Raw genomic sequence first — 26,567 nt, 5'->3', positions numbered from 1 at the left:
ATTTCGCAGATGTTTTATTTAGTTATCCGATTCAAATAAAAAATCAGATACTTTTTGATACAATTCGGCGTCATGCATACTGTGTCCTAAACCTTTGGTTTCAATAAAAACAGCATTTTCCCATGCTCCGGCAATTTTTTTTCCTTCTTCGAATAAAACTACCGTGTCGTCAATATCATGAGCAATTAGTCCTTTTATACTTATTTTAGAAGCAAATAATTTACCTGAAAATTGTTCCAGACTGAGTTTGAAATTATTTAGATAATGATCTTCTAAGGATTTTGAAATTTTAGCATTTAAACTCAATAACGTAATGTAATTGTTTAATATGATATTGAAATCACTGGGAGATCCTAGAATCACCATTTTTTTCAGGGAGTCATTTTGATAAACAGATTGGTAATACAAACAGGTTTTTCCGCCAATAGAATGACCGATAAGATATTGAGGTTTGAATTTTTCGACAGCAATATGAATAAATTCCGCATATTTAGGAATGCTGAATTCTTTTCCGCTGGATAATCCATGAGCAGGACCGTCAATTGCAATAATGGTACTTCCTGATTTTTTTAGATACGGAAGCAAGTTTCCCCATCGAGAAGCATTGCTTTCCCAGCCGTGAACTAAAAGTATTACGGTGTCATTCCCTTTCCAGGTATAAGTGTGAAAGGAATGTTCTTCATTTTGAAACGTTTCAGATTGTGCTTCTTGTAGAATTTCCGGAAGACTGGTTTTTGATAACTTGCCTTCTCGAGGTTCACTAAAAAAGGCATACGCAAGTTGCGAAGCTTTTTTTGGAAATACAAAACTCAAAAGGTTAATGTATATCCCAATAGATTTAGTGAATATAAAAAATAATATTTTTTTCATAAAAAAAAGTCCCGATGTGTATCGGGACTTAAATGTAATTAGAATTTAGAAAACAACTGTTCCATTTTCTCTTTTTCTTCGTCAGCTAATACGCTGTCTACTAATATTCTTCCTGAATGTTCATCAGTAATGATTTTTTTTCTAGAAGCAATTTCTACTTGTGTCTGTGGAGGAATAGTAAAGAACGATCCTGCAGATGCACCTCTTTCAATAGAAACTACTGCTAAACCATTACGAACGCTAGTTCTGATTCTAGTGTAAGCAGCTAATAATCTTTCTTCGATTAATCCTTGATATTCAGCTGATTTTTCAGATAAGAATGCTTCTTCTTTAGCAGTTTCTGCCATGATAGCGTCTAATTCTGATTTTTTATGCTTCAAGTGATTAGATTTTGCTTCTAATCTTTCTTTTGAATTTGAAATTACTTCTTTCTTGTGTTCGATAGAAGCTTTCATTTCTTTAATTTGTTTTTCAGACAATTGAATTTCTAATTCTTGAAATTCAACCTCTTTAGTCAACGAATTAAATTCTCTATTGTTACGAACTGTTTCTTGTTGTTTCGTGTATTTTTTGATAGCCTCTTTGTGCTCATCAATTGCATTCTTTTTTGCCTTGATAAGATCTTCGATAACTTCAAGTTCACTTTTCAATTTTTCTGAACGCGTGCTTAAACCAGCCACTTCATCTTCTAAATCTTCCACTTCTAAAGGAAGTTCTCCTCTTACGTTTCTGATTTCGTCAATTCTAGAGTCAATAAGTTGTAAATCGTAAATTGCTCTTAACTTGTCCTCAACACTTAATTCTTTCGTATTCGCCATATTCTATAAGTACTTAACTGGATTTGAATTTTCTTCTGATAAAATAACTGCAAAATTAAGGATTTTTTTCCGAAGATACTCAACAATATAATTTTTTGTATAGCGTTCGCTTTCAAAATGTCCAATATCAGCTAATAGTAGTTGATTTTCGGCTTCATAAAATTGATGATATTTTAAATCAGCAGTCAAATACGCATCTGCTCCAGCCTGAATCGCATTTTTTATTGCAAAACTTCCTGCTCCGCCAAGAACTGCGACTTTTTTAATTTCCTTCCCCGTAAAGTTAGAATGTCGAATGCCACCGCATTCCATTTTTTCTTTCGTAAAATAGAGAAATTCTTTTTCACTCATGGGATTTTTTAATTCACCAATCATTCCCAAACCAATATTTTGATGCTTGTTTTGCAACTCATAAACTTCATACGCCACTTCTTCATACGCGTGACTTTTGAATAATGCTTTTAGGATTTTGTTTTCCAAATGTTTTTCGAAAGTGACTTCAATTTTAATTTCGTCGCCTTGCACAAACTCAAATCGCTCGCCAACTTGTGGATTGCTATGTTCGTTTCCCATGTAGGTTCCAACTCCTTTCGAATTAAAACTGCAATTTTCATAATTTCCAATCGTTCCGGCTCCGGCATCAAATAATGCATTTCGCACCTCTTCTGCATTTTCAGGAATTGTATACGTCACTAATTTTCGAATGAAATTTTCCTTTGGAATCAAGATTTTAGTATTTATCAATCCTAATGCGTCACTGAATATTTTATTCACGCCTTCTTGATGATTGTCCAAAGCGGTGTGAACGGCATAAATGGCAATGTCATTTTTTATGGCTTTAATTACGGCTCGTTCTACGTAGTTTTTTCCCGTTATTTTTTTTAAACCAGAAAATAAAATGGGATGAAAACAAACCACCATATTACAGTTTTTTGCAATCGCTTCTTCAATTATATTTTCTAAAGCATCATGGCAAACCAAAATTCCAGTTGCTTCAGATTCTTGGTCTCCAACCAATAATCCCACATTGTCAAAATCTTCAGCATAGGCGAGTGGTGCCATTTCTTCGAGTACGGAAATTATTTCTTTGATTTTACTCATCGTTTAGTTTTTTAGTATTTGTGACCCGAGCCTAAAAGGCGAATGGATGCAATAATCTTCGATTTCATAACATCAGATTCTTGATTGTTTAATTCTGGAATTTCGAATAAACAAATTAACGAATAAACAAATCAACTTTAAAATAAAATATTCTACTTTCGTATAATGAATTTACTGCGAAAATTACTGTTTCCGTTTGCCATTTTGTATGGTCTGATAACGAGTATTCGGAATTTTCTTTTCGATAAAGGGATTTTAAAATCCTATTCTTTTGATTTACCCATTATTGCTGTCGGAAATCTTAGTGTTGGCGGAACCGGAAAAACACCTCAAATTGAATATTTGATTCGGTTGCTTTCTGATAAATATAAGGTTGCCACATTAAGTAGAGGATATAAAAGACAATCTAAAGGTTTTATTTTGGCGGAAGCCAGTTCAAATGCAAAAATTATTGGCGATGAACCTTTTCAGTTTTTTCAAAAATTTCCTTCAATACAAGTTGCGGTTGATGCCGACAGGAAAAATGGAATAGAACAATTGCTTTCGCAACAAGAAAAACCAGAAGTGATTTTACTCGATGACGCTTTTCAACATCGAAAAGTAAAAGCGGGTTTTTATATTTTACTCACTTCTTACGGTGATTTGTATTCGGATGATTTTATGTTGCCAACTGGAAATTTGCGCGAAAGCCGAAGCGGAGCAAAAAGAGCGAACGTGATTATTGTAACCAAATGTCCTTTTAATCTTTCGCTCGAACAACAGTATGATATTAAGAACAGATTAAAAGTTTCTGAAGATCAGGAATTGTACTTTACTTTTATTGCATACGAAGATTTTATTTATTCAGAGAATAGGAAGATAAATGTAAATGAAATTCAATCGGCGGCTAAATTACTGGTGGCAGGAATTGCAAAACCGGAACCGTTTTTTGCCTATTTGCAAGATACCAATGATGTCTGTTTGTCTTTTCCGGACCATCATAATTTTACCGATAAAGACATTTTGGAAATTAAAAATTTAGCTCAAAACAATATTATTATCACTACCGAAAAAGATTATGTACGATTAAAAGGAAGTTTGCCAAGCGAACAACTTTTTTATTTACCAATACAAAGTTCTTTCGTTTCGGGAAGTGAAAATTTTGATAAAACAATTATAGATTATGTGGGAACAAGTACAAGAAACGGTAAGTCAGATTAAAGGAAAAATCAATTTTACACCAGAATATGGTGTGATTTTAGGTTCAGGTTTGGGGAGTTTTACAGATGAAATGAAAGTAGAGTACACGTTGCCGTACCATGAAATTCTAAACTTTCCTGTTTCGACAGTGCAAGGTCATAAAGGGGCATTGGTTTTTGGAACAATAGGAGATAAAAAAGTTGTTGCTATGCAAGGACGATTTCATTTCTATGAAGGATATTCTATGACTGAAGTTACTTTTCCGGTGCGAGTGATGAAATTTTTAGGAGTTGAGAAATTAATAGTTTCAAATGCTTCGGGTGGTGTAAATCCAAGTTACAAAGTGGGTTCTATTGTCATGATTACAGATCATATCAATATGACACCTGAACATCCTTTGCGTGGAAAAAATGACGAACGTTTTGGTCCTCGTTTTGTAAATATGAGCGAACCCTATTCGAGAAAAATGATTGCCAAAGCTACTGAACTGGGTAAAGTATTGAACATCGAAGTTCATGAAGGAATTTATCTGGGTTTACAAGGACCAACTTTTGAAACCTTGGCTGAATATAAAATGGTAAAAATTCTTGGTGCAGATTGTGTAGGAATGTCAACTGTTCCCGAAGTGATTGTGGCGCGACATATGGATTTGGAAACATTTGGTATTTCAGTAATTACTGACATGGGAAATGAAGAAAGTATTGGAACGATTTCACATGACGAAGTATTGGAAGCAACAAAAAATGCAGAGCCAAAAGTAAGAAGTCTTATTAAAGAATTGATTTTAAACTATTAGAAATCTAAATGTATTCAGCGATTACACTGTAAAATTCCTCTGGCACAAATGGTTTAGTGATTACTTCATTCATTCCGAACGATAAAAGCATTTCGCGGTTTTCGTGTAATGAGATTGCAGTAAGAGCAATGATAGGAGTAACCTTGTCAAATGTTCGTATTGTTTCTGTTGCAATCGTTCCGTTTATGCCAGGTAAGTGAACATCCATAAGAACTAAATCGAATGTATTAGTTTTTAATAAATCGATTGCTTCCTCACCGTTGTCAATTATTTCGCAGTTAATTCCTTTATTATCCAGCATTTTCTTGGTAATCATTTGGTTGATTTTATTATCCTCAACCAATAGGATTTTCTTATTTATTAATTTAGCGGCATCGTATTTTATCATTGGTTTTTTCTCAATTTGAGATTCCTGTTGCGGACTTATTTGGAATTCTAAATTAAATGAAAATGTAGAACCTTCGCCTACCACACTTTTAAGTTTGATATGTCCGCCAAGTATTTTGATTAATTTTTTTACGATAGTCAATCCTAAACCGGTTCCGCCATATTTGCGATTCACTTCTATCGAGCCTTGAGAAAAACTATCAAAAACGCTTACTAATTTGTCTTCTGGTATTCCTATTCCTGTATCGGTTATTTCAAAATACAAAGTAGCTTTTTTATCCTCTAATGTTTCAAGATGGGTGATAACGGTAACGTTTCCATTTTTTGTAAACTTTAGGGCATTGTTGATCAAGTTCATTATTATCTGTGATAATTTTGTGGGATCACCAATTAAATAATCGGGAATAGCAGCATCAACTTCAAGTTTAAAATCGTTGTTGTTCACCACGGCCAATTCTTTTAAAGAATGTTTGATGTCTTCCAATAATTTTTTCAGATTAAAACTTGTGTATTCAATTTCTGATTTGTGAGAATCAATTTTATTAATTTCTAAAATTTCATTGATGAATTTTGTCAAATAATCTCCTGAAAATTTTAAGGAAGATAAGTAGTCCAATTGATTTTTCTTTGGGTTTTCTTCCAATAATAAGTGAGTGATACCGTTGATGGCATTCAATGGAGTTCGAAGCTCATGGCTTACAGTTGATAGAAATTCAGATCTCGCTTTGGATGCTTTTTCTGCTTTGTCTTTAGCAATTTCTAATTCTTTATTTTTTTCTTGCAACAATAAATTAGACTGATTTCTAATGATGTTATTTTTGTACAAGGATAGACTTAATAAAGATAAAATTGAAATTAAGGCAATGGCGAAAATACTGATTAGTTTAGAAAATTTATTAGCCTTTTCCTGCTCCTTATTTTCATAATTGGCTTGTGCAATTTCTTTTAATTTTTCAGTTTCTTTGAACTTTTGGTAATCATCTATGCCAAGTCTTTCATTGTTCAAAATTGTAATATTTTCTTTTAAATTGAGATGCTGTTTTAAATAGAAATAGGCGTTATTTTTATCTAACGTTTTTTCATAAACATCACTCAAGGCAAGCAAAATATTTGATTTCTGTTCTAAATTTTCAGATTTACTGTTTAATTCTAATGCTTTATTTAGGTAGTTTAAAGCTAAGTTATTTCTATTTCTGCTGGCTTCAATTTTTCCTATTTGATAACTAGCCTCTGCTTTAGTGTTTGTCAAAGCGGCGTTGTCAGGCTTTGCAATTATAACTTTAAAAGAAGATAATGCTAAATCTATTTTATTCTTTGATTTGTAAATGAGTCCTTTTTGAAGGTTAAATAATTCTGCAGCATCAGGAATTCGTAATTTATCATTGATAGATTTTGCTCTCTCAAAATATATTGAAGCTCTGTCATAATTTTGCTTTTGCATGTAGCACAAACCAATATGATAGTAGGTTACAGAACGCTCTAAACTGGGCTCAAAATCCGAAAATAATGCAGCACTTTTAAGTAACGTCTCTATTGTATCATCGTATTTTTTTAAATCAAAATAAATTTTTCCAAGATTAAAAGTTTGCTGCGCTTGGTCTTTAATATTTTTGTTTTTTTTAGCGTAATCTATTGCTTTTTGGGTATACAATAACACCTCTTTATAATTATTAGTCTGAATATTGGAATTGCTTAAATTGCTGTAATACGCTGTGCTGTCTGTTTCCTCATTGGGTTGAGAATACAATGAAGAGTAAAAAAAAACAATAAAAGCAAAAAAACACTTCATTTACAACTGAATTTTTTCTTGGGGTTATTTTATTTTTTTGTTAAAAGAATTAAATCAATAATCCTGGACGAATAGCCTATTTCATTATCATACCATCCAACGACTTTTACCATTTTATCAATAACGGAAGTAAGTTGTGCATCAAATATACATGAATTTTTATTGCCAATCACATCAACTGAAACAATCGGGTCTTCAGTGTAATCCAATATCCCTTTTAAATTTGTTTGTGCGGCAATTTTGAACGCGTTGTTAATCTCATTTATAGTCACCGCTCGTTTTACATTGAAAGTAATATCAGTCAAAGAACCATCGGGAACGGGCACTCGTATACCGCAACCACCAATTTTACCTTCAAACTCAGGAAAAATTTTTGTCAATGCTTTTGCTGCTCCAGTTGTTGTGGGTACGATGGACTGACTTGCCCCGCGAGCGCGACGTAAATCTTTATGAGGTTGATCGTGCAAACTCTGGTCTGTCGTGTAGGAATGAATGGTAGTGATGTACGCTTGTTCTATACCGCAAAGCTCATTGATCACTTTAATCATCGGTGCTGCATTATTCGTGGTGCAACTAGCATTCGAAATGATAGTTTCAGTGCCGTCAAGAATAAAATCATTTACACCGAGCACTACTGTTTTTATAGTGTCTACTTCCGAAGGTGCAGAAAGAATCACTTTTTTGGCGCCAGCAATAATATGGGAATTCAATTCTTCAAAAGTTTTGTATTTACCGGTAGATTCAACTACGTAATCAATATCTAAACTTTTCCAATCCAGGTTTGAAATGCTTTTTTTGTGGAAAAACAAAAAATGATTCCCATCGACCAGAATCCCTTTTTCATCATCGCTGACCGCAAATGGTAAAACACCGTGAATACTGTCATATTTTACTAAATGCGCCATTGTCTTTTTATCGGCAATATCATTTATGGCAACAACTTCTATGGAAGGATGGTTTAAAAGTAATCGGAATAAATTCCTGCCGATTCTTCCAAAACCATTTATGGCAATTCTTGTTTTCAAATGGATTCGTTTATTCGTTTATTCGTTTATTTGGTTAACCGATTAAACAAATAAACGAATAAACTATTTATAAAATATGTTTTTGTGCTTTGTAAGATGAACGAACTAACGGTCCGCTTTCTACATGGCGGAAACCTAATTCCAAACCAAATTGCTCGTATTTTGCAAATTGTTCCGGTGTTATAAATTCCTTTACCGGTAAGTGTTTTTTACTCGGTTGCAAGTATTGGCCTATCGTTACAATATCAACATTGGCTTCACGCAAATCTCGCATCGTTTGATAGACTTCCTCTTCTTGTTCGCCAAGACCCAACATGATTCCAGACTTTGTTCTGTTGATTCCTTTTTCTTTCAAGTAGCGTAACACTTCCAGACTTCGGTCGTATTTGGCCTGAATGCGCACTTCACGTGTCAATCTGCGAACCGTTTCCACATTATGAGAAACCACTTCAGGATTCGCTTCCACGATTCTATCAATATTTCTTTCGATACCTTGAAAATCAGGAATCAGAGTTTCCAGTGTTGTGTTTGGGTTCATTCTTCGGATAGCTTTTACGGTTTCAATCCAAATAATGGAGCCTCCATCTTTCAAGTCATCTCTGTCAACGCTGGTGATTACGGCATGTTTGATGTTCATGATTTTTATAGAACGCGCCACTTTTTCAGGTTCATCCCAGTCCACCGTTTCTGGTCTTCCGGTTTTTACACCACAAAAACCACAAGAACGCGTACATACATTTCCTAAAATCATAAATGTAGCCGTTCCTTCGCCCCAGCATTCACCCATATTTGGGCAGCTTCCCGAAGTACAAATCGTGTTCAAACTATATTTATCAACTAAGCCGCGAAGCTCTGTATATTTTTGGCCTATTGGGAGTTTTACCTTCAACCATTTTGGTTTCCCCACAGGTAAAGTATTTTCTAAAACAGTTTCCATATATCAATTTTCAAAAGGCAAAGATAAGGAATGTTGTTTATTTGTGGATTCGTTTATTTGTTTATTTGAAGAAAGAGAAACGGATGTTTTAGGAGCACACTATTTTCTTGTTTTTAGTGAATAGTCGTCCTGCTTTCCATTATATTCATACAAAAAAATGAATGGGATATCACTGTAAATGTAATTCACTAGACTACTAAATTAAATAAAGGTTTTGTGAAGTAATCAGGTCCAGATTAGGACTTTTTGTTGTTTTAGGAAAATGCAAAAAATATAAAGATATTTAAAAGAAAAGCTTCAAAATTATTTGAAGCTTTTCTTTTATATTTAATTCATCTGTACCGTAATGGGAAGGTTATAGGCAGTTCGTACTGCTTTTCCATCAATCATTCCAGGAGACCATTTTGTTTTTAAGGATTTCAACACACGAACGGCTTCTTTCCCCAAGCCATAACCAGGATCTCTTTTTACCTGAATGTCAGTCATGCTTCCGTCTCTTTCAATTACAAAAGAAACATATACCCGAATCGAACCGCTACCGTCTATTTCTTGTTTTTCAAAATTATTACCCACATAAGTATAGAACTTATTAATTCCGCCTGGGAACTCAGGAAGTTTATCCAGAGCAACGCTGTTTACAATAGTATTTCCCAAATCAACGGGCGTTACGCTTCCAGTTCCCGAAGAAGAAGTTGGGTTTATACCAATAGTTCCAGTTCCTTCAGTGCTTGTATTTGTTACGCTAGTATTGTCGGTGTTTTTTGCAATGTCCTGATTTGCTTGTGAAGCCTGAACAATTACAGGATTAACAAGTTTTTCGCTTTTAACTGGGACTTCAACAGCTTTAGTTTTTATCTCAGGAAGAGTCTTTTTTTCTTCAAGCTGATTCGGAATCATGTCAGTAAGTTGAACGACAGTATTCGTAAATTCAGGAATACCTATCGTGATTCCTTTATTGGGATTCAAATAGGAAATGATTACGGGAATACTTAAAGCCCCCGATAAAAATAATACACCCATAAAAAGTGCCGTTAATGATGTTTTAGTACTTTCCTGACGCAATTGATACGCTCCATATTCTTTGTTTCGGTCTTGGAAAACAAGGTTAATCCAACCGGTCTCGTAAATGCTTAGTTTTGACATAATTTATGGATTTAGTGGTTAAGTAGTAATTAAATCATAAGCAGAGGTGTTTTTATTTTTATAACGTGTAAAATAAGAATTTTAGTATATGAATTTAATAATTATTTTTGATTTATTTAGTTTTATGTTTATTTATTTAACGTGAACGTTGATTAATTTATCTGGATAATCCTTAAAGTTTGGTTAATTCATAAAAAAAGCGCATCCAAATCAATGAATGCGCCTTGCTCTTGTATTAAATTATTTTAAGTAGGATTTAAAAAGCATATTTAAATCCAATTTGTATTTGAAATGGATTTCCTGATGCTGGTGTGCCTAAAGCATATAATGATTGACTACTAAGGGATTTGTTATGTTGTTTAAAATAAAAACTACCTTTTATTTTGAATGATTTCTGCCAGAAGTTTTTTGGCGCGAAGCAATTTAATCTTCACATTACTCAAAGGTTCATCAATTTTATTGGCAATTTCCTGGTAACTCATTTCCTGAAAATAGCGCAACTGAATCACTTCTTGATAATGTGGTTTCAATTCTTTGATGAATTGCAGTAATCTGGATAGGTTCTGTTCGGTAATCAATTCATCTTCTGCTGATGGAGTAGTGTCAGCAATATTGTAGGCTTGCTGATCTTGTTCATCAGTAATTTCAACAAAAAGACTTGATTTTTTTTTTCGTAATAAATCGATGTGAACATTTTTTGCAATAGCGATAAGCCAAGTATTAAACTGGAATTCCGAGTTGTATGTGGCTATTTTATCAAACGCTTTAGAGAATGTTTCAATGGTAATATCCTCGGCATTAGTTTCATTTTCGGTGCGTTTGAGCATAAAACCATACACTTCATTCCAATAATAATCCAATAGAAAAGTAAAGGCAACCTGATCGCCTTGTTTTGCTTTTTCTATTTGTTTGTTTATTTCCAATGTACTGGTTTTGAGAATATATTTGTTATAAAGATATTGATTTGTGTTAAGATAAGTACTATTTCAACAATAGGAAACCAGAATTTAATATCATTTTCTTTAAGTTTACCCGCCGAAAATCCTACCACAATCCATGCCACAAGATAACGTAACGCGATTAAGCTTAAAACTAATATCCATTGAAATTGAAAAGCTAATAATAGAATAGGCAGTAAAATAAATAGTAATTGTGAACAATAGAATGCTCCTAACTGTAATTTGTCAAGCGGTTTGTAATAATTTGCCGTAGCAATATGCCTTCTTTTTTGGGTCAACCAGTCTTTGTAGGTTGTTTTTGGTTTAGAAAGTGTAAAGCTTTCCGGTGTATAGGAAATAGTTGTGTTTTTTGCTTTTGCGGCTTGGTTTATAAATAAATCATCATCACCAGAACGAATCTGCATGTGCTCGATGAATCCATTTACATTAAAAAATTCTTCTTTTTTATAGGCTAAATTTCTACCGACGCCCATATAAGGATGTCCAATTTTTGTCCATGAAAAATATTGAATTGCTGTCAATAAAGTTTCAAAACGAATTATTTTATTCAGCAATGAATTAGGAATTTTTTCATACTTACCATAGCCTAAAACAATAGTTTTTTGCATGGTAAATTGAGAACTCATTGCTGTTATCCATTCTCTTGAAGTTGGGTAACAATCAGCATCTGTGAATAATAAATACTCTTTTTTTGCAGCTTTTATTCCTAAAGTCAGTGCGTATTTTTTGTTTCCCCAAAAGGCTTCGTTGTTCTCGACTTTTACCAAGCGAACATTAGGATATTGCTTTTCAAAATCTTCAAATATATCCAAAGTAGCGTCACTTGAAGCATCGTCAATCAGAACAATTTCGAAATCAGGATAGTTTTGTTCCGCAAGCAGAGGAATAAAATTAGCTACATTTTCTTCTTCATTTTTGGCGCAGACAATCACCGAAATCGGAATTCTTTTTGGGGTTATTTTCTGCGCTTTGGCGAAAGCAAACTTTCCAAAAACACCTAGATAGTACGAAATTTGAACAACAACAATAAAAATAAAAAAGTAAAGAATTAGTATAAGCATCTGAGTTTAATGAGTTTTTAAATCGAGTGCAAAGGTATGAATAGAATTGGGAATTGTTAAATACAATCTGTGAATTTCAAAAGAATTTATATTGGGCATTTCTTCATCTCATTCGCAATAGCGACGGACTGATTTGTATTGGTTTTTTCTAACTCAGAAATGATGTTTTGATAATTTTTTTCGTCCCTGTTTTGAGATAGTTTTTTCGTAGCTTGGATCTCAGTGATTTCAATTTCAAATGCTACAATGCCACGAGTTTGCATCATGGTTTTCTTAGATAAATCTTCTACGCGAACCGGATTTTCAGAATTTTGTTCGTACTTATCGACTAGCTTTTTTAAGGATTGAATGACGGCTTCTCCTTCGATAATTTTGATTTTTCCATACACATGAACGGCAATGTAATTCCATGTTGGTACATTTTCATGATCGTACCAAGAGGAAGATATATAACTGTGAGGTCCTGAAAATACTGCTAAAATTTGGTCATTGTCTATGAAACCATTCCATTGTGGGTTTTCTTTAGAAATGTGCCCGTATAAAATATCCTTGCCTTCTTTATTAGTGTCCAGTTCCAAAGGAATATGTGTGGCGCATAATTTCCCATTCGTTTGATTGATTAAAAGACCAAAGCTATTCTCTTGAAGAAACTTTTTGATTTCTTCTTGATTCTCGTTTTTGTAGATTTCTGGAGTGTACATCTTTAATTTAAAAATTAGGATTTAGGAGTTTTGAAATACTATTTTGTTGTTGACAATCTGAAATTAATATGTAATTTCGATTTTTTTTTTAAACTGAAAACTGCTACTGAACACTGCCAGTTAAAATCTAAATCACATTCACTTCGGCTTCAATGTTAATGCCAAACGTTTTAAAAATAGTCTCCTGAATATTTTTTGAAACATTCAAAATTTCTTGTCCGGTAGCATTACCATAATTCACTAAAACCAAAGCTTGGTTTTTATGGATTCCGGCATCACCAAAACGTTTTCCTTTGAAGCCGGCTTGCTCAATCAACCAGCCTGCGGGAACTTTTACTTCGGTTTCAGAAATATCGAAATATTTCATATCAGGAAATTGCTGATGAATTTTTTCGAAATCTGATTTCAATAAAATTGGATTTTTAAAAAAACTACCGCTATTTCCCAATTCTTTTGGGTCGGGTAATTTGCTTTGTCGAATGGCAATTACAGCATTACTGACGTCCTTCAAAGTAGGATTTGTGATATTGTTTTTTTCTAATTCAGACGAAATATCTCCGTAAGAAGTGTTGATTTTATGATTGATTTTTGTCAATTTAAAAACAACCGATGTAATGATATATTGATTTTTAACTTCGTTTTTGAAAACGCTTTCTCGGTATCCAAAATGACATTCATCCTTTGTGAACGTTTTCATTTCCTGTTTTTCTATCGTCATCGCTTCACAGGAAACAAAAGTGTCTTTAATTTCCGTACCATACGCTCCAATGTTTTGGACTGGCGTAGTTCCAACGTTTCCAGGAATCAGTGACATGTTTTCCAAGCCACCAAAATTTTGGTCGATGGTCCAAAGCACAAATTCATGCCAGCTTTCACCAGCCAGGCTTTCAACCCAGACAAAATCATCATTTTCTTCAATGATTTTCTTGCCTTTTAAATCGATGTGAATGACAAGTGCATCAATGTCTTTTGTCAAAAGCATATTGCTTCCGCCACCTAAAATAAATTTTTGCTGCGTTTTATTTTCTTGTAAAATAGTTTTTAAATCTTGTACAGAATGAGCGGCAACGAACTGTTTTGCTTTGGCTTCAATGCCAAAAGTATTGTGTTTTTTTAAAGAGAAATTAGGTACTATTTCCATAAAAGAAAGTGCTTTTTGAATTGTTTTATTCTGCACCAAAAGTAAGGATTAAAATTTAGTTGGATACGTTTTCATCCAGATATGCATCATAAACAATGGCATAATGTACGGAGTCATCGTAGCTTCCCCTTTTTGTAAATTCTGAACAAGTTTTTTAACATTTATATGTTCAAAATAAGGTATTTGAAATAAATCACTTTTTGTAAAAGATTCTAATTCGTCTTTAAAAGCGGGACTTTTTGTTATGTAGTCTCCCCAAGGCGCGCTTAAACCTACTTTTCTGAATTTTAGAATTTCATCAGGTAAACGCTCTTCCATTGCTTTTTTTAGAATGAATTTCCATTTTTTTCCTGTAAAAAGCCATTTGTCTTCTAATGATCCTAATCCAATAATTAATCTCGGGTCCAAAAAGGGTTCCCTACATTCAATGGAAGAGCCCATTGTACAACGATCGTTTCTGTCCAGAAGTGAACATAAATAAGTATGTTGGTCAAAATAAAGTGCTTGACGGCGCAAATTACCAGGATATAATGACTTTGCTTCTTTATAAATTTTTTTTCTGTATTCGTTGTTTGGGGATGAATTAATTCCAAAAGTCTCCGCAATATCATTGGGAAAAATATTGGAGCCATTATAGATTACTAAATCAGATTTTTTATTGATTTGAGCGTAACGCGTTAACTTTTCGTACCGTGGTTGTTTTGTAAAAACATCCAGATTCCCAATGGAAGCAATGGAATTCAATAAAGATGGATATTGTAAGGCTTTGTAGCGCACATAACCACCCATCAACTCATCGGCGCCTTCGCCAGAAAGTAACACTTTTACGGAAGGCTTAGCCATTTGTGAAACCGCTAAAAGGTGTGGTTCGCTTAAATGCATAATCGGTTCGTCCTGAAAATAAGTAGAACTGATTAACTGATCGTAAAGATTTTTATCCTCTAATTGCATGGTTTGAAACCCATAATCAAACTTCTCTGCCATCATTTTAGCTAGATGTGCTTCGTTGTGTTCTTTCTCTTTAAAACCAATATTAAAAGTTTGTATGTCTTTGTATTTTTGATGGTGCAGTGAAGCTAAAATAGAAGAGGAGTCCAGTCCGCCACTTAGCATGACTCCCACAGGAACGTCGCTTACCATTCGCATTTTTATAGAATCATCAAACGTTTCTCGAAACCATTCTACCGGATTCTTTATTTCAGGTTGGTTTTGAATTTCTTTTTTTAAATTCCACCACTTGTAGGTAGTGTTTCTTCCACCTTCATAAATGGTCATAATATGTCCGGGCAATACTTTTTTTACGTTTTGATATAGCGTGTTTTCACCGGCAACAAATCGGTTAAAAATATATTCTTCTAGTCCGTCCTGAGCCATTTTGATTGGAATTCCAGCCGTGAAAAGTGCTTTTTGCTCGGATGCGAAATAGAAAGTCTCGTTGTAAAAAGAATAATATAACGGTTTAACGCCCATTCTATCGCGAACAAGAGTTAGCTTTTTTTCTAATTTATCCCAAATAGCAAATGCAAACATACCGTTGAGGCGGTTGAGCATTTTTAAACCATGCAATTGAAATAATTTCATCAAAACCTCTGTATCCGAAGTAGTTCTGATGTCAAATCCATTGCTTTTTAACTCTGGATAAAATTCTTTGAAATTGTAGATTTCGCCATTGTAAACGAGCACATATCTTCCATCTTCTGATAGGAAAGGTTGGTGCCCAGTTAGTGAAACATCTAGAATTGCAAGTCTTCTGTGTCCAAAACCAATATTGTTTTCTATAAACAATCCTTCGTCGTCAGGACCTCGATGTTCCAGCGAATCGCGCATTTTTACAAGAACGCGTTCGTCAATTTTTTTTTGTGATTGTAAATGCAAGATTCCATTAATTCCACACATAGTTAATTGGAGCTATTTGTGTTAATTAATTCGTGGTATTTATTGGCAATGATTTTCATATTTATGTTGTAATCTGCATTTTTTTCTAAAAATACTCTATTTTTTAAAACGGCTTCGTTTCGGTGTTCATTGTTTTCAAATGCCCAGATTAATTCTTCTGATAGCATTTTGTAATCATCAACTGTAACTAATTGTCCGTTTTCGCGGTGTTTAATCCAACTCTGGTTTCCTGCAATATCGGTTACTACTGGATAACAATTCGTAGCCATAGCCTCAAATAATGAAGCCGAAACGCCTTCTGTTATTGGCATACTAATATAAATATTAGATTGTTGCAGTAATTTTGGTAATTCAGTATTTGGAATTCTTCCTGTAAAGTTGACTTTGTTTTCGATACCTAAATCTTTTGCTAAATCTTTTAATTTCGAAAGTTGTGATCCATCTCCTATAATGGTAAGTACGAAATCTATTCCCTTTTGGTTTAAAATTGCAAACGATTTTAAAATAATATCATGACGGTATTCCGGTAATAAAGAACGAGTGACTATGGCACAAATTTTTTCTGGATTGGCGTTGTTTTGATTCCCAAATTTAGTCAGATCAATTCCTTTTGGTAAAACCAAAACTTTATTCATATCTACATTGGCTTCCAGCATAGAAATAGTCATCACGGGTCCCCAAGCATGAATTAAATCTGCTTTTTTGAAAGCGTAATTCTGAATGAGTCTTTTTAAGGGTAATGAAATCGATTTTTCAGGCCATAAATCGGTTTTGCCTTGTTGTGCAATTGCAACAGGTTTTACGCCGGATAATGCAGCAAGAAAGCCATAACTGGTGGTTCTTTCCGCAATTACCATATCCGGTTGTTGGGTTTTTATTATTTTCTTGATTTTAAAAATAGCCAATTCGAATTCGAAAATCCTTAAAATTCGGTTATGAATACAATTGCTAGGTGTTTTTAATTCCCAAGTAATGATTTCAAAATTACCAAATTCCTTCAGACCGTTCATCCAAGTGATGGCATCGGCTCTGTAGGATTCTCCCAGAAAAAGTATTTTCTTTTTTTTCATCAGTGAAAATTATAATTACTCAGAAGTTAAAGCTCGATTTATAAAATCGTTCAATGGTTTAAGCGCAATCAATTTTTTACTCATTGTAGCAACAAAATCTTTTTTTGTTACTTCGGAGATATCAATTCTTTGAGAACATTCGAAACTTTTCAATTTTAAAAATTCAATAGCAGGATGTTCTTTTTCGTATCCTCGTGGTGGATTTTTCAGCGTATCCTTTTCATTTCTATCAAAATCTTTAAATTCTCTTTTGAAATTTTTTTCGTTAAGAATAGCTTCTAAATCATCATGGAAATAAGCAATTTCCTTACGCATCTTTTTCAAATCTACCGCTTCGGGGCAATACAATCCACCGGCAATAAAACTGGCTCCTTTTTCTAAATGAAGGTAATAACCTGAGCGATTCATGCCTTTTGCTCCCGAAGAAAGCCAAACGCCTAAGTGCGATTTATAAGGAGTTTTGTCCTTAGAAAACCGAATGTCACGATTGATTCTAAAAGTGCAATTTTTTACTTCCAACATTTCCAGCGATGGATCGAGCGGTTTCATGGCATCTAGAAAATTCCCAACTAATTGTTGGTAGTCTTTCTTGACCGCTTCGTAGCGTTTTTTATTTTCCAAAAACCAATCTCTATTATTGTTGGCTTTTAAATCATCCAGAAATTGTAGTGTACCTTTTGAAAGCATCTTGTAGCTATTGTAGTTGTTTTTTTAAATCGGCCTCACTTATAAAACCAGAATGTTTCCATTTTACTGCTGCCTTGTCATACAATAATAAAGTAGGAAGTTCACTGATTTTCATTTCAGAAATTAAGGTTTTATTTTTATCGGCATCCAATCGAATGATAGTCACTTTGTCTGCTAAATCTTTTTGCATTTGCAGAACATAAGGAGTCATTTTTTTGCAGGGAGCGCACCATTCAGCATAAAAATTAATCAGTACCTTTTTATCTGAATTTAATAGTTTGTTGTATTCCGGAACGGATAGACCTATAATTGTAGCACTTGGTTTTGAAAGACCGGCAGTGTCCCATTTTAACATTCCTCCGTCTAGTTGATAAATAGTTTTAAAACCTAATTCATTTAGTTTTTCAGCCGCTTTCTGACTTCTTCCGCCACTTTTGCAATACACAAAAACGGGTTGTGATTTGTCCAGTTTTTCTACATTGGAAACAAAAGTAGTTCCAAGCCAATTTATATTTTTAGCATTGTCAATATGGTCAGATGTGAATTCTTCAGGAGTTCTTACATCCAGAATTTGTGGATTTTGAGTTGCAGCTATCTTTTCGGCAAACGCTTTTGAATCAATAGTTTTGATTTCTTTGGAATTTTGTCCGTTGCAGGATAAAACAACAAAGCATATGATTGCCAAGAATATTGAATTAAATTTCATTGTAATCGAGTTTAAAATTGAATACGCTAAAATAGGTAATTTTTCAATTTTCGAACCGTATAAATTACTAAATAAAAGTTATAAGTTGAAAATTTTATACGTCTGATGTGTCGATTTTACAATGGCTTCAGTACGTTCCGGATGTGTATCTGAAATAAAAAGTTGACCAAAAGTATCACTGTTGACCATTTCTATGATTTTGGAAACGCGACTTTCGTCCAATTTATCAAAGATATCATCAAAAAGTAAAATGGGTTTCACACCGCTTTGCTTTTTTAGAAACTCAAATTGAGCCAGTTTTAAAGCGATTAGAAATGATTTTTGCTGTCCTTGAGACCCAAATTTCTTAATTGGATGTTGGTCTATTTCAAATGCTAAATCGTCTTTGTGAATTCCTACACTTGTATAATGTAAAGCTCTGTCTTTGTTGATATTTTCCTGTAACAAAGTCAATAAGTCTTTTTCGAATAAATGACTTTCATATACCAGTTGAACCGTTTCTTGTGAGCCGGTTATGGCTTGATGATGTGTGTTGAAAATAGGAATGAACTCACTTATAAATTCTTTTCTTTTTTTGAAAATATAATCTCCAAAACCATTAAGTTGCTCATTATATATAGATAGCGTATCGTTGTCAAAAACATGGTTCAATGCAAAATATTTCAACAATGCATTGCGCTGACTCATTACTTTTTGATATTGAATGAGTTGTTGTAAATAATGGGAATCCAGTTGCGAAATCACGCTGTCCATGAATTTTCTTCTGGTTTCGCTGCCTTCCACAATTAAATCCCTGTCGGCAGGAGAAATGATGACCAAAGGAATAAAACCAATGTGATCTGAGAATTTGTCGTAGGCTTTTCCGTTGCGTTTCAATATCTTTTTTTGCCCTTTTTTTAGGCTGCAAAGAATTTGTTCATTTCTTTCGTTTTTTTCAAATTCAGCATCAATCACAAAGAACTCTTCACCGTGTTTAATATTCTGAACCGCTAATGGATTGAAATAGCTTCTTCCGTACGATAAATGATAGATTGCATCAATCACATTTGTCTTTCCAATACCATTCTTGCCTACAAAACAATTTATTTTGCTGTCAAAATCGAAATTTGCTTCCGAAAAATTCTTATAATTGAATAATGAAATCTTTTTTAAATACATCTGTAAGGCTTGCTGGTATTGAGAACTTTGATGTTTTTAAACGGGTTTTTCAAAGTGTGTGCAAATTATTGAAAAATATCGATAAAAATGGCTTTTAGATTTTTTCTATGAAAATTATTTTTCCTTTGGAAAGAAAGAACCTCCTATAATATTTTTTTTGAATATAAAAGCATATTTTTTATGTCGGTTTGAATAAAAATTTTATTTTTGCGATTCACTAAATTAAAAATAAATGGCTACTTACAGTAAAAGAGGATATAAAGCACCAAAAGAAAAAGAAGTAAATGACGCGGTTGAAGCAGTACAAATTGATGAAAAAGACAGCACAACAGCTGGTGTTTTTTCAACATTAGACGAAACAGCTTCAAAAACTGAGGATTGGGTAGCTAAAAACCAAAAAGTTATTATTGGTTTAGTTGCCGCTGCCGCTATTTTTACAATTGGTTATTTAGGATACCAAAGATTCGTTGCTGCACCACAACAAGAGGAAGCAGCGAATGAAATGTTTTTAGCACAACAAAATTTCCAAAAAGCAACTGATGGAGTAGCAAGTGACTCATTATATAAATTGTCTTTGAATGGTTCTGAAGGTAAATTTGGATTCTTGAAAATTGCTGATGAATATTCTGGAACTGATGCAGGAAATTTAGCTAATTATTATGCTGGAATTGCGTATTTGAACACAGGAAAATATACTGAGGCGATTGATTATTTAAGTAAATTTAAATCAGATGATATTGTTTTAGGAGCATTGGCAAAAGGAGCAATTGGAGATGCTTATTCTCAAAAGAACCAACCGAAAGAAGCTTTAGAAAATTACATAAAAGCTGCTGGATCAAATAAAAATGATTTCACTACACCACGTTTCTTATTGAAAGCTGGGAAAACAGCTTTGGCATTAGGAAATAAAGCAGATGCTTTGAAATATTTTACAGACATTAAAGACAATTTTGAAGGAACTCCAGAGGCTGCTTCAGTTGACGTTTTGATAGGATTAGCACAATAGTAAAAAATGATATAAGATTGGTGATTTAAGATTGTAGAATTTTGATTTCAAAATGCTATCTTTAATATCTGAAATCAAAATTTTAAAATCAAAATTCTAAAATCAAATGGCTACCGTAAATAAAAACTTATCCGAGTACGATAAAAATTCAATCCCAAACGCGAAAGATTTTCGCTTTGGGATTGTTGTTTCAGAATGGAATGATGCTATAACTGAAGGACTTTATAGAGGTGCTATTGAAGCCCTTTTAGAAAACCAAGTTCCTGCTCAGCATATTATTCGCTGGAATGTTCCTGGAAGCTTTGAACTTATATATGGTTCAAAGAAAATGTTGCAAACACAAAATGTTGATGCTGTCATTGCTATTGGATGTGTAATTCAAGGGCAAACCAAGCATTTTGATTTTGTGTGTGAAGGAGTAACTCAAGGAATTAAAGACCTGAATGTTCAAACGGATATTCCGGTTATTTTTTGTGTTTTGACTGATAATACCATGCAGCAATCTATTGATAGAAGTGGAGGGATTCACGGTAACAAAGGTACTGAAGCTGCTATTGCGGCTATCAAAATGGCCTATATTCGTCAACAGGCTTCGTTGTCACATCAAATCGATAACCAACATTTATTGTCTGCCGGAGCTATTCAATTAGAAGAAGGGACACCTTTAGAGTTGAAGGAATAAATAATAAAAAATACAAATTATTAAACCTATACTGTCTCATAAATAGTATAGGTTTTTTGTTTTTTTTATGATTAAATAAGCTACCATTCCCAATAGAAATTCATTAAATTTGTATTTCTTGTTTTTATAATAAACTATTGTCACCCTGAGCGCAGTCGAAGGGCTAAACTTTAAACAACATTTTTTTAATGTCGAGTATAATTCAATTACTTCCTGATCATGTTGCCAATCAAATTGCTGCTGGAGAAGTCGTTCAAAGACCAGCTTCAGTTGTCAAAGAGTTGCTTGAAAACGCAGTTGATGCCAGAGCAACAGATATAAAATTAATTCTTAAAGATGCAGGGAAGGCATTAGTACAAGTGATTGATAATGGTTTGGGAATGAGCGTTACCGATGCACGTTTGTGTTTTGAACGTCACGCGACTTCAAAAATCCGTCAGGCAGAAGATTTATTTTCTTTGCACACTAAAGGATTTCGTGGGGAAGCACTAGCATCTATTGCGGCGATTGCCCATATGGAAATGAAAACCAGGCAAGATCAAGAAGAACTTGGAACGCACATTGTCATTGAAGGCAGTAAGTTTGTGTCACAAGATGTTGCTGTTTTACCAAAAGGAACTTCATTTGCTGTCAAAAATTTATTTTTTAATATTCCGGCGCGACGTAATTTCCTGAAATCAGATACGGTGGAATACCGCCATATTATTGATGAATTTCAACGTGTTGCTTTGGCTCATCCAAAAATACATTTTACCTTTTATCACAATGGCAGCGAAATGTTTAATTTGCCGCCATCTACTTTGCGACAACGAATTGTCAATGTTTTTTCAGGTAAAACCAATGAAAAATTAGTTCCGGTTCAGGAAGAAACAGAAATTGTGACGATACAAGGATTTGTGAGCAAACCTGAGTTTGCCAAAAAAAATCGTGGAGAACAGTTTTTCTTTGTCAATGATCGTTTTATAAAAAGCGGTTATTTGCATCATGCGGTTATGGCCGCCTATGACGGAATCTTGAAAGATGGTGCACAACCCAGTTATTTTCTATATTTATCGGTGCCGCCAAATACTATTGATATCAATATTCATCCTACTAAAACGGAGATTAAGTTTGATGACGAACATGCTTTATATGCTATTTTAAGAGCTTCCATAAAACATAGTTTGGGACAATTTAATGTAGCCCCAGTTTTAGATTTTGACCGGGATTCTAATTTAGATACGCCGTATCATTATAAAGATTTAGAAGGTGCTACGCCGACGATTCAGGTTGATGGCAACTTTAATCCTTTCTCTGAAGAAAAACCCAGCAAGCAATTTTCCAGTTACAGAAAACCGGAACCAACGGCTAATTGGGAAAGTTTATACGTAGGTTTAAAACAAGATACGGATGAAATAGGGCAGATGACTTTCGAAAATGAAGAAGTGACTTCCTCTTTATTTAATGATGAAGAAGTAGAGCATTCTGTTCATAAAACCTATCAAATTCATAAAAAATACATTGTTTCGTCAATTAAATCAGGAATGGTAATTGTCGATCAGCAACGTGCGCATCAACGTGTTTTGTATGAGCAGTTTTTAGTAAATATGACAGTGAACCAGGCATCAAGCCAGCAGTTATTATTTCCTTTGAACTTGTTTTTTTCGTCAAGCGAAATGAATCTTATCGCTGAGTTACAACTTTCGTTGATGAATACCGGATTTGTTTTCGAAGAAAATAACACTGATCATATTGTTATTTCGGGAATACCGGTAAATGTAACGGAAAGCGAAGTTTCATTGGTTTTAGAACAATTATTGAGTGATTTGCAGGATGGAATTCCTGAAAGCAGTTTCAGTCAGAATGATACTATTGCCAAATCAATGGCCAAAAGTTTAGCGGTAAAAACAGGAACGCACCTTACAGAAAAAGAGCAGGAAAATTTGGTCAACGGACTTTTTGCGTGTAAAGACCCCAATGTTTCCCCATTTCATAAACCCACTTTCATCACGATGCGTGTGGAAGATTTAGATAAAAAATTTGCATTATGAGAAACGTAACTGAGACAGTAAAACAATTAATTATTATAAATATATTGTTTTTTGTAGGTACACTTGCTTTAGGGGATTTTAATCCCACAAATCCAGCGTATAGAATATTAGCCTTATATTTTCCGGAAAACCCTGATTTTCAATTGTGGCAACCATTGACACACATGTTTATGCACGGTGGCTTTATGCATATTTTTTTCAATATGTTCGCGTTGTATTCTTTTGGGTCTGCTTTAGAGCAAATGTGGGGAAGCAAGAAATTCTTATTTTTCTATATTTCCTGTGGCTTAGGCGCTGCGTTGTTGCATACTGGAGTTAATTATTACTACTTCCAAGATAGTCTAAATACTTTGATTGCTAATGGATTTCCTAAACAAGAGATTTTACAACTTTTAAATGAAGGCAAAATAGATACTAGATGGCAACAATTTATATCTGTTTCTGATTTTCAAAATTTCACAGGTGCTTATATTGGTACTGCAGTTGGAGCTTCTGGGGCTATTTACGGAACGATAGTGGCGTTTGCTTTTATGTTTCCTAACGCTGAATTGGCTTTGATGTTTATTCCTGTGCCCATAAAAGCAAAATATTTTGTACCAGGTTTAGTTTTGGTTGACTTGTATTTAGGTATTTCTGGAAAATCAATTTTTGGTGGTGGTGGAATTGCCCATTTTGCACACGTTGGTGGTGCTTTGTTCGGTTTTATTATTATGTGGTATTGGAAAAAAAATCAGTTCAATAAAAACCGTTGGAATTAAAAACGCAATACTTTTAAGTAGTACGACCTAAACATCAGATCTTAAATCCCAATTAAATTATGAATATCATTGACGACCTGAAATTACAATACAAGATAGGGGGAATAGTCACCAGGCTAATTTTTTGGAATGCCGCTTTGTTTGTTCTTCCGTGGTTGCTTTTTGCACTTTTATCTTTGTTGGGTATCAATATTGATTATATTCATTATGTGAGTTTATCTTCTAATCCGGCACATTTGCTTTGGAAACCTTGGTCGTTGCTTTCGTATGCTTTTTTTCACAGTGGAATCATGCATATTATTTTTAATATGATTGTTTTGAACTTTGCAGGCAGACTATTTATGACGTATTTTACGTCTAAGCAATTGCTGGGTTTGTATGTGTTGAGTGCCATTTTTGCTGGAATTAGTTATATTCTGGTATTCTATGTCTTAAATATTAATGCTCCAATTGTAGGTGCCTCTGCCGCTATTATGGCTATTTTGGTTGCTACAACTACGTATCATCCTTTGATGGATCTTCGTTTATTGATCATTGGGAATGTCAAGTTGTGGCATATAACCGCCGTAATTGTTATTGTTGATTTAATGCAATTGCGTTCAGAAAATATGGGTGGACATATTTCTCATCTTTCTGGAGCTTTTTTTGGTTTTATTTTTATTAAATTGCTTCAAAATGGAACCGATTTAAGTACTGTTGTTACTCGTATTATAGATTTTTTTGCAAATTTGTTCAAAAAAAATACATCAACACCATTCAAGAAAGTGCATAAAAATTACAGTAAGCCTTTGGAAAAAAGCGTTTCAAAAATAGTTACTAAAGATAAATCGCAGCAGCAGATAGATGAAATTTTAGATAAAATCAGTCAGTCAGGTTATGATAGCTTGACAAAAGAAGAAAAAGAATTCTTATTCAAAGTTGGGAAATAAGTATCAAAGAGATTTTAGCTATTGTCTTAATAAAAAATATAGAAAATGAAAAATCTTTCATGGTTTAATAAAGGAATGTTTTTTTTGAATATAGTCCTTACTATTGTGACTTTTATAGCCTATGTTTTGCCCTTTTTGGCGCCAAAATCTTTCCCTCTTCTGTCCGTTTTGACACTTTTTATGCCGCTTTTTTTTATCTTGAATGGCTTGTTTTTTGTGTATTGGGCCTTGCAATTCAAAAAGCAATTGATAGTTTCGGGTTTGGTTTTATTGATAGGGATTACTTTTATAAATAAATTTTATAAATTCTCTTCTCCTGAGTTTCCAATAGAAGAAAAAGATTTTACCGTAATGAGTTATAATGTTCGTCTGTTTAATGTTTTTAAATGGATTGACAGAGACGATGTTCCTTCGGATATTCTGACCTTTATTAATGATAAAAACCCAGATATATTGTGTCTCCAGGAATACTCATCTTCTGCTAACATAGATTTGAAAGTGTATCCGCACCGATATATTTTCACTGATGGAAACCAAATTAAAACCGGCCAGGCGATTTTTTCTAAATTCCCGATTATTGACCAAGGAAATATTGTTTTTCCAAATTCCAGTAACAACGTAGTTTTTGCGGATGTAAAAAAAGGAAAAGACATCATCAGGGTTTACAATATGCACATACAGTCCATCAAAATTTCTCCCGATGTCAATGAAATTGATGAAAATATAGATGCGATTAATCAGCAGAAATCACAAATGTTATTTATTAGAATCAGTAAAGCATTCAAGCAACAACAACAGCAAGCGGAGATTTTTAAGGAGCATAAAATGAAATGTACGTATCCAATTATCATTTGCGGAGATATGAATAATAGCGCTTTTTCTTATGTGTACCGAAGCATTAAAGGGAAATTGAAAGATAGCTTTGAAGAAGTAGGAAAAGGTTTTGGAGAGACCTATAAATTCAGGTATTATCCCGCCAGAATTGATTATATTTTTGCTGACGAAAAAATGAAAGTAAAGAAATTTGAGAATTTTCCAAAATTTATTAACTCAGATCATTTTCCTATTATGGCAAGATTGTCTTTGGAATAAAATCTAATTTGGAATTTTATTTTAGAATCAGTTCTTGTTTTTTTAAATAATCCATGGCATATTTCCCTTCATTAAACAGCAAATCCAGAACGCTAAGATTGTTGATAAAACCATGTTTATCATCAAAAACCTGCGTGTAACTTTCGAATACAGAAAGGTCTTTTTTTCCGTTTACTAAACCCCTGAAATCTGTAATTGTATTTGTATTCACTTCGTGAAAGTATTCGGTTGTGGTCGTGTAATCCAGTTTCAGACGGAAACATTTTGATAGAATGTCAAAAACCTCAAAATTTAGATCCAATAAAAAGGTGTGTTTTTTCTCGAAAATGGGTCTGATATCATCTTCGAAAAATTCAAAAAAAGGAGAACTTCGGTATCCAGCTTCTAATGATTTGAAATGTTGTTTTTGCCAGTCAAAATCCGTTTCAATTTTGATGTCTTTTGTTTTTTGATGGCTTTCTTTCGAATGTTTTACAGGGATATTCAATAGCTGAATTCCGTTTGGACTATAAATATAAGCGCGGTTGCGATTGGTTTGTTTCTGAAAATTATCTTCTACTTCAAAGGTAATATTTTCCGATTGTACCATCGCTGCAAAATGGCTAATCGATGGAAAATAGGTAGGATGGATGAGAATGTTCATATT

The 26,567-nt window shown here is 33.6% G+C and carries 25 protein-coding genes; 8 read left to right on the top strand and 17 right to left on the bottom strand.

Annotated features, from left to right (window positions below):
* Positions 1-18: 18 nt before the first annotated feature.
* The 3 genes from QLS31_RS04610 to QLS31_RS04600 are packed head-to-tail and all read right to left on the bottom strand — an operon-like array spanning position 19 to position 2,789.
* Positions 19-870: an alpha/beta fold hydrolase gene (locus QLS31_RS04610; protein WP_282742908.1), complete on the bottom strand. Its 852-nt coding sequence runs from the start codon at positions 868-870 to the stop codon at positions 19-21.
* Positions 871-908: 38 nt separating this feature from the next.
* Positions 909-1,688, bottom strand: coding sequence for a C4-type zinc ribbon domain-containing protein (locus tag QLS31_RS04605; RefSeq protein WP_282711541.1), 780 nt, complete (start codon positions 1,686-1,688; stop codon positions 909-911).
* A gap of 3 nt (positions 1,689-1,691) precedes the next feature.
* The gene (locus QLS31_RS04600; protein WP_282742907.1) at positions 1,692-2,789 is read right to left on the bottom strand and encodes a Nif3-like dinuclear metal center hexameric protein; all 1,098 of its coding nucleotides are present in this window, start codon (positions 2,787-2,789) and stop codon (positions 1,692-1,694) included.
* Between the two features lie 165 nt (positions 2,790-2,954).
* Here QLS31_RS04600 and lpxK point away from each other — a divergent pair, with 165 nt between their 5' ends.
* Both lpxK and QLS31_RS04590 read left to right on the top strand, forming a co-directional pair.
* Positions 2,955-3,989 carry a tetraacyldisaccharide 4'-kinase gene (gene lpxK / locus QLS31_RS04595; protein WP_282742906.1) on the top strand — a complete coding sequence of 345 codons (1,035 nt, stop codon included), beginning with the start codon at positions 2,955-2,957 and terminating at the stop codon, positions 3,987-3,989.
* Entirely contained in the window at positions 3,952-4,764 is an 813-nt protein-coding gene (locus QLS31_RS04590; RefSeq protein WP_282742905.1) for a purine-nucleoside phosphorylase, read from the top strand. Before lpxK ends, QLS31_RS04590 begins: the two co-directional genes overlap by 38 nt.
* Positions 4,765-4,768: 4 nt before the next feature.
* Here QLS31_RS04590 and QLS31_RS04585 read toward each other — a convergent pair whose 3' ends face one another.
* From QLS31_RS04585 to QLS31_RS04525, 13 genes are all read right to left on the bottom strand, one after another.
* Positions 4,769-6,940 carry an ATP-binding protein gene (locus QLS31_RS04585; RefSeq protein WP_282742904.1) on the bottom strand — a complete coding sequence of 724 codons (2,172 nt, stop codon included), beginning with the start codon at positions 6,938-6,940 and terminating at the stop codon, positions 4,769-4,771.
* Positions 6,941-6,969: 29 nt separating this feature from the next.
* Positions 6,970-7,965 carry a type I glyceraldehyde-3-phosphate dehydrogenase gene (gene gap / locus QLS31_RS04580; RefSeq protein WP_282742903.1) on the bottom strand — a complete coding sequence of 332 codons (996 nt, stop codon included), beginning with the start codon at positions 7,963-7,965 and terminating at the stop codon, positions 6,970-6,972.
* Between the two features lie 67 nt (positions 7,966-8,032).
* Positions 8,033-8,902 carry a lipoyl synthase gene (lipA, locus tag QLS31_RS04575; protein ID WP_091171698.1) on the bottom strand — a complete coding sequence of 290 codons (870 nt, stop codon included), beginning with the start codon at positions 8,900-8,902 and terminating at the stop codon, positions 8,033-8,035.
* 327 nt (positions 8,903-9,229) lie between these two features.
* Positions 9,230-10,045: an energy transducer TonB gene (locus tag QLS31_RS04570; protein WP_282742902.1), complete on the bottom strand. Its 816-nt coding sequence runs from the start codon at positions 10,043-10,045 to the stop codon at positions 9,230-9,232.
* 371 nt (positions 10,046-10,416) lie between these two features.
* Entirely contained in the window at positions 10,417-10,968 is a 552-nt protein-coding gene (locus QLS31_RS04565) for a sigma-70 family RNA polymerase sigma factor (protein WP_099713290.1), read from the bottom strand.
* The gene (locus QLS31_RS04560) at positions 10,959-12,065 is read right to left on the bottom strand and encodes a glycosyltransferase (protein WP_282742901.1); all 1,107 of its coding nucleotides are present in this window, start codon (positions 12,063-12,065) and stop codon (positions 10,959-10,961) included. Before QLS31_RS04560 ends, QLS31_RS04565 begins: the two co-directional genes overlap by 10 nt.
* Before the next feature lie 86 nt (positions 12,066-12,151).
* The gene (locus tag QLS31_RS04555; RefSeq protein WP_282717756.1) at positions 12,152-12,766 is read right to left on the bottom strand and encodes an FMN-binding negative transcriptional regulator; all 615 of its coding nucleotides are present in this window, start codon (positions 12,764-12,766) and stop codon (positions 12,152-12,154) included.
* Positions 12,767-12,893: 127 nt separating this feature from the next.
* Positions 12,894-13,907 (bottom strand): UDP-N-acetylmuramate dehydrogenase, encoded by a 1,014-nt coding sequence (gene murB, locus QLS31_RS04550; RefSeq protein WP_282711529.1) that lies wholly within the window; start codon positions 13,905-13,907, stop codon positions 12,894-12,896.
* Positions 13,908-13,955: 48 nt separating this feature from the next.
* On the bottom strand, positions 13,956-15,803 hold the full coding sequence (gene asnB / locus QLS31_RS04545; protein WP_282742900.1) for an asparagine synthase (glutamine-hydrolyzing): 1,848 nt from the start codon (positions 15,801-15,803) through the stop codon (positions 13,956-13,958).
* 2 nt (positions 15,804-15,805) lie between these two features.
* Positions 15,806-16,873 (bottom strand): glycosyltransferase, encoded by a 1,068-nt coding sequence (locus QLS31_RS04540; protein ID WP_282742899.1) that lies wholly within the window; start codon positions 16,871-16,873, stop codon positions 15,806-15,808.
* Between the two features lie 15 nt (positions 16,874-16,888).
* A complete protein-coding gene (locus QLS31_RS04535; protein ID WP_282742898.1) occupies positions 16,889-17,560 on the bottom strand; it encodes a DUF2461 domain-containing protein in 672 nt (223 codons plus the stop codon).
* A 7-nt stretch (positions 17,561-17,567) separates the two neighbouring features.
* Entirely contained in the window at positions 17,568-18,266 is a 699-nt protein-coding gene (locus QLS31_RS04530; RefSeq protein ID WP_282742897.1) for a thioredoxin domain-containing protein, read from the bottom strand.
* A gap of 78 nt (positions 18,267-18,344) precedes the next feature.
* Positions 18,345-19,424 carry a DNA replication/repair protein RecF gene (locus tag QLS31_RS04525; RefSeq protein WP_282742896.1) on the bottom strand — a complete coding sequence of 360 codons (1,080 nt, stop codon included), beginning with the start codon at positions 19,422-19,424 and terminating at the stop codon, positions 18,345-18,347.
* 232 nt (positions 19,425-19,656) lie between these two features.
* Here QLS31_RS04525 and QLS31_RS04520 point away from each other — a divergent pair, with 232 nt between their 5' ends.
* From QLS31_RS04520 to QLS31_RS04495, 6 genes are all read left to right on the top strand, one after another.
* Entirely contained in the window at positions 19,657-20,430 is a 774-nt protein-coding gene (locus QLS31_RS04520) for a tetratricopeptide repeat protein (RefSeq protein WP_282742895.1), read from the top strand.
* Between the two features lie 106 nt (positions 20,431-20,536).
* A complete protein-coding gene (gene ribH, locus QLS31_RS04515) occupies positions 20,537-21,112 on the top strand; it encodes a 6,7-dimethyl-8-ribityllumazine synthase (protein ID WP_099713280.1) in 576 nt (191 codons plus the stop codon).
* 188 nt (positions 21,113-21,300) lie between these two features.
* Positions 21,301-23,142, top strand: a complete 1,842-nt coding sequence (gene mutL, locus QLS31_RS04510; RefSeq protein ID WP_121341104.1) for a DNA mismatch repair endonuclease MutL — start codon at positions 21,301-21,303, stop codon at positions 23,140-23,142.
* On the top strand, positions 23,139-23,900 hold the full coding sequence (locus tag QLS31_RS04505; RefSeq protein WP_099713278.1) for a rhomboid family intramembrane serine protease: 762 nt from the start codon (positions 23,139-23,141) through the stop codon (positions 23,898-23,900). Before mutL ends, QLS31_RS04505 begins: the two co-directional genes overlap by 4 nt.
* 59 nt (positions 23,901-23,959) lie before the next feature.
* Positions 23,960-24,829, top strand: a complete 870-nt coding sequence (locus QLS31_RS04500) for a rhomboid family intramembrane serine protease (protein ID WP_282742894.1) — start codon at positions 23,960-23,962, stop codon at positions 24,827-24,829.
* A gap of 45 nt (positions 24,830-24,874) precedes the next feature.
* Positions 24,875-25,921 (top strand): endonuclease/exonuclease/phosphatase family protein, encoded by a 1,047-nt coding sequence (locus QLS31_RS04495; RefSeq protein ID WP_282742893.1) that lies wholly within the window; start codon positions 24,875-24,877, stop codon positions 25,919-25,921.
* A gap of 16 nt (positions 25,922-25,937) precedes the next feature.
* Here the strand turns inward: QLS31_RS04495 and QLS31_RS04490 are convergent, their stop codons facing one another.
* Positions 25,938-26,564 carry a WbqC family protein gene (locus tag QLS31_RS04490; protein ID WP_282742892.1) on the bottom strand — a complete coding sequence of 209 codons (627 nt, stop codon included), beginning with the start codon at positions 26,562-26,564 and terminating at the stop codon, positions 25,938-25,940.
* Positions 26,565-26,567: the final 3 nt, after the last annotated feature.

The organism is Flavobacterium sp. XS2P24, from assembly GCF_030010285.1.
Lineage (GTDB): Bacteria > Bacteroidota > Bacteroidia > Flavobacteriales > Flavobacteriaceae > Flavobacterium > Flavobacterium algoritolerans.
The sequence above is the reverse complement of the archived record's forward strand: the minus strand, read 5'-3'. Positions and strand labels throughout refer to the sequence as shown.

Excerpts from the sequence above, each read along its gene's own strand:
- QLS31_RS04520 (WP_282742895.1), top strand. The coding sequence starts at position 19,657 with ATGGCTACTTACAGTAAAAGAGGATATAAAGCACCAAAAGAAAAAGAA.
- lpxK (WP_282742906.1), top strand. The coding sequence starts at position 2,955 with ATGAATTTACTGCGAAAATTACTGTTTCCGTTTGCCATTTTGTATGGT.
- QLS31_RS04540 (WP_282742899.1), bottom strand. The coding sequence starts at position 16,873 with ATGAAAAAAAAGAAAATACTTTTTCTGGGAGAATCCTACAGAGCCGAT.
- QLS31_RS04495 (WP_282742893.1), top strand. The coding sequence starts at position 24,875 with ATGAAAAATCTTTCATGGTTTAATAAAGGAATGTTTTTTTTGAATATA.
- QLS31_RS04500 (WP_282742894.1), top strand. The coding sequence starts at position 23,960 with ATGAATATCATTGACGACCTGAAATTACAATACAAGATAGGGGGAATA.
- QLS31_RS04610 (WP_282742908.1), bottom strand. The coding sequence starts at position 870 with ATGAAAAAAATATTATTTTTTATATTCACTAAATCTATTGGGATATAC.
- lipA (WP_091171698.1), bottom strand. The coding sequence starts at position 8,902 with ATGGAAACTGTTTTAGAAAATACTTTACCTGTGGGGAAACCAAAATGG.
- mutL (WP_121341104.1), top strand. The coding sequence starts at position 21,301 with ATGTCGAGTATAATTCAATTACTTCCTGATCATGTTGCCAATCAAATT.
- QLS31_RS04505 (WP_099713278.1), top strand. The coding sequence starts at position 23,139 with ATGAGAAACGTAACTGAGACAGTAAAACAATTAATTATTATAAATATA.
- QLS31_RS04570 (WP_282742902.1), bottom strand. The coding sequence starts at position 10,045 with ATGTCAAAACTAAGCATTTACGAGACCGGTTGGATTAACCTTGTTTTC.
- QLS31_RS04535 (WP_282742898.1), bottom strand. The coding sequence starts at position 17,560 with ATGCTTTCAAAAGGTACACTACAATTTCTGGATGATTTAAAAGCCAAC.
- QLS31_RS04590 (WP_282742905.1), top strand. The coding sequence starts at position 3,952 with ATGTGGGAACAAGTACAAGAAACGGTAAGTCAGATTAAAGGAAAAATC.
- QLS31_RS04530 (WP_282742897.1), bottom strand. The coding sequence starts at position 18,266 with ATGAAATTTAATTCAATATTCTTGGCAATCATATGCTTTGTTGTTTTA.
- QLS31_RS04490 (WP_282742892.1), bottom strand. The coding sequence starts at position 26,564 with ATGAACATTCTCATCCATCCTACCTATTTTCCATCGATTAGCCATTTT.
- murB (WP_282711529.1), bottom strand. The coding sequence starts at position 13,907 with ATGGAAATAGTACCTAATTTCTCTTTAAAAAAACACAATACTTTTGGC.
- QLS31_RS04555 (WP_282717756.1), bottom strand. The coding sequence starts at position 12,766 with ATGTACACTCCAGAAATCTACAAAAACGAGAATCAAGAAGAAATCAAA.
- QLS31_RS04525 (WP_282742896.1), bottom strand. The coding sequence starts at position 19,424 with ATGTATTTAAAAAAGATTTCATTATTCAATTATAAGAATTTTTCGGAA.
- QLS31_RS04605 (WP_282711541.1), bottom strand. The coding sequence starts at position 1,688 with ATGGCGAATACGAAAGAATTAAGTGTTGAGGACAAGTTAAGAGCAATT.
- QLS31_RS04585 (WP_282742904.1), bottom strand. The coding sequence starts at position 6,940 with ATGAAGTGTTTTTTTGCTTTTATTGTTTTTTTTTACTCTTCATTGTAT.
- QLS31_RS04600 (WP_282742907.1), bottom strand. The coding sequence starts at position 2,789 with ATGAGTAAAATCAAAGAAATAATTTCCGTACTCGAAGAAATGGCACCA.
- QLS31_RS04560 (WP_282742901.1), bottom strand. The coding sequence starts at position 12,065 with ATGCTTATACTAATTCTTTACTTTTTTATTTTTATTGTTGTTGTTCAA.
- asnB (WP_282742900.1), bottom strand. The coding sequence starts at position 15,803 with ATGTGTGGAATTAATGGAATCTTGCATTTACAATCACAAAAAAAAATT.
- ribH (WP_099713280.1), top strand. The coding sequence starts at position 20,537 with ATGGCTACCGTAAATAAAAACTTATCCGAGTACGATAAAAATTCAATC.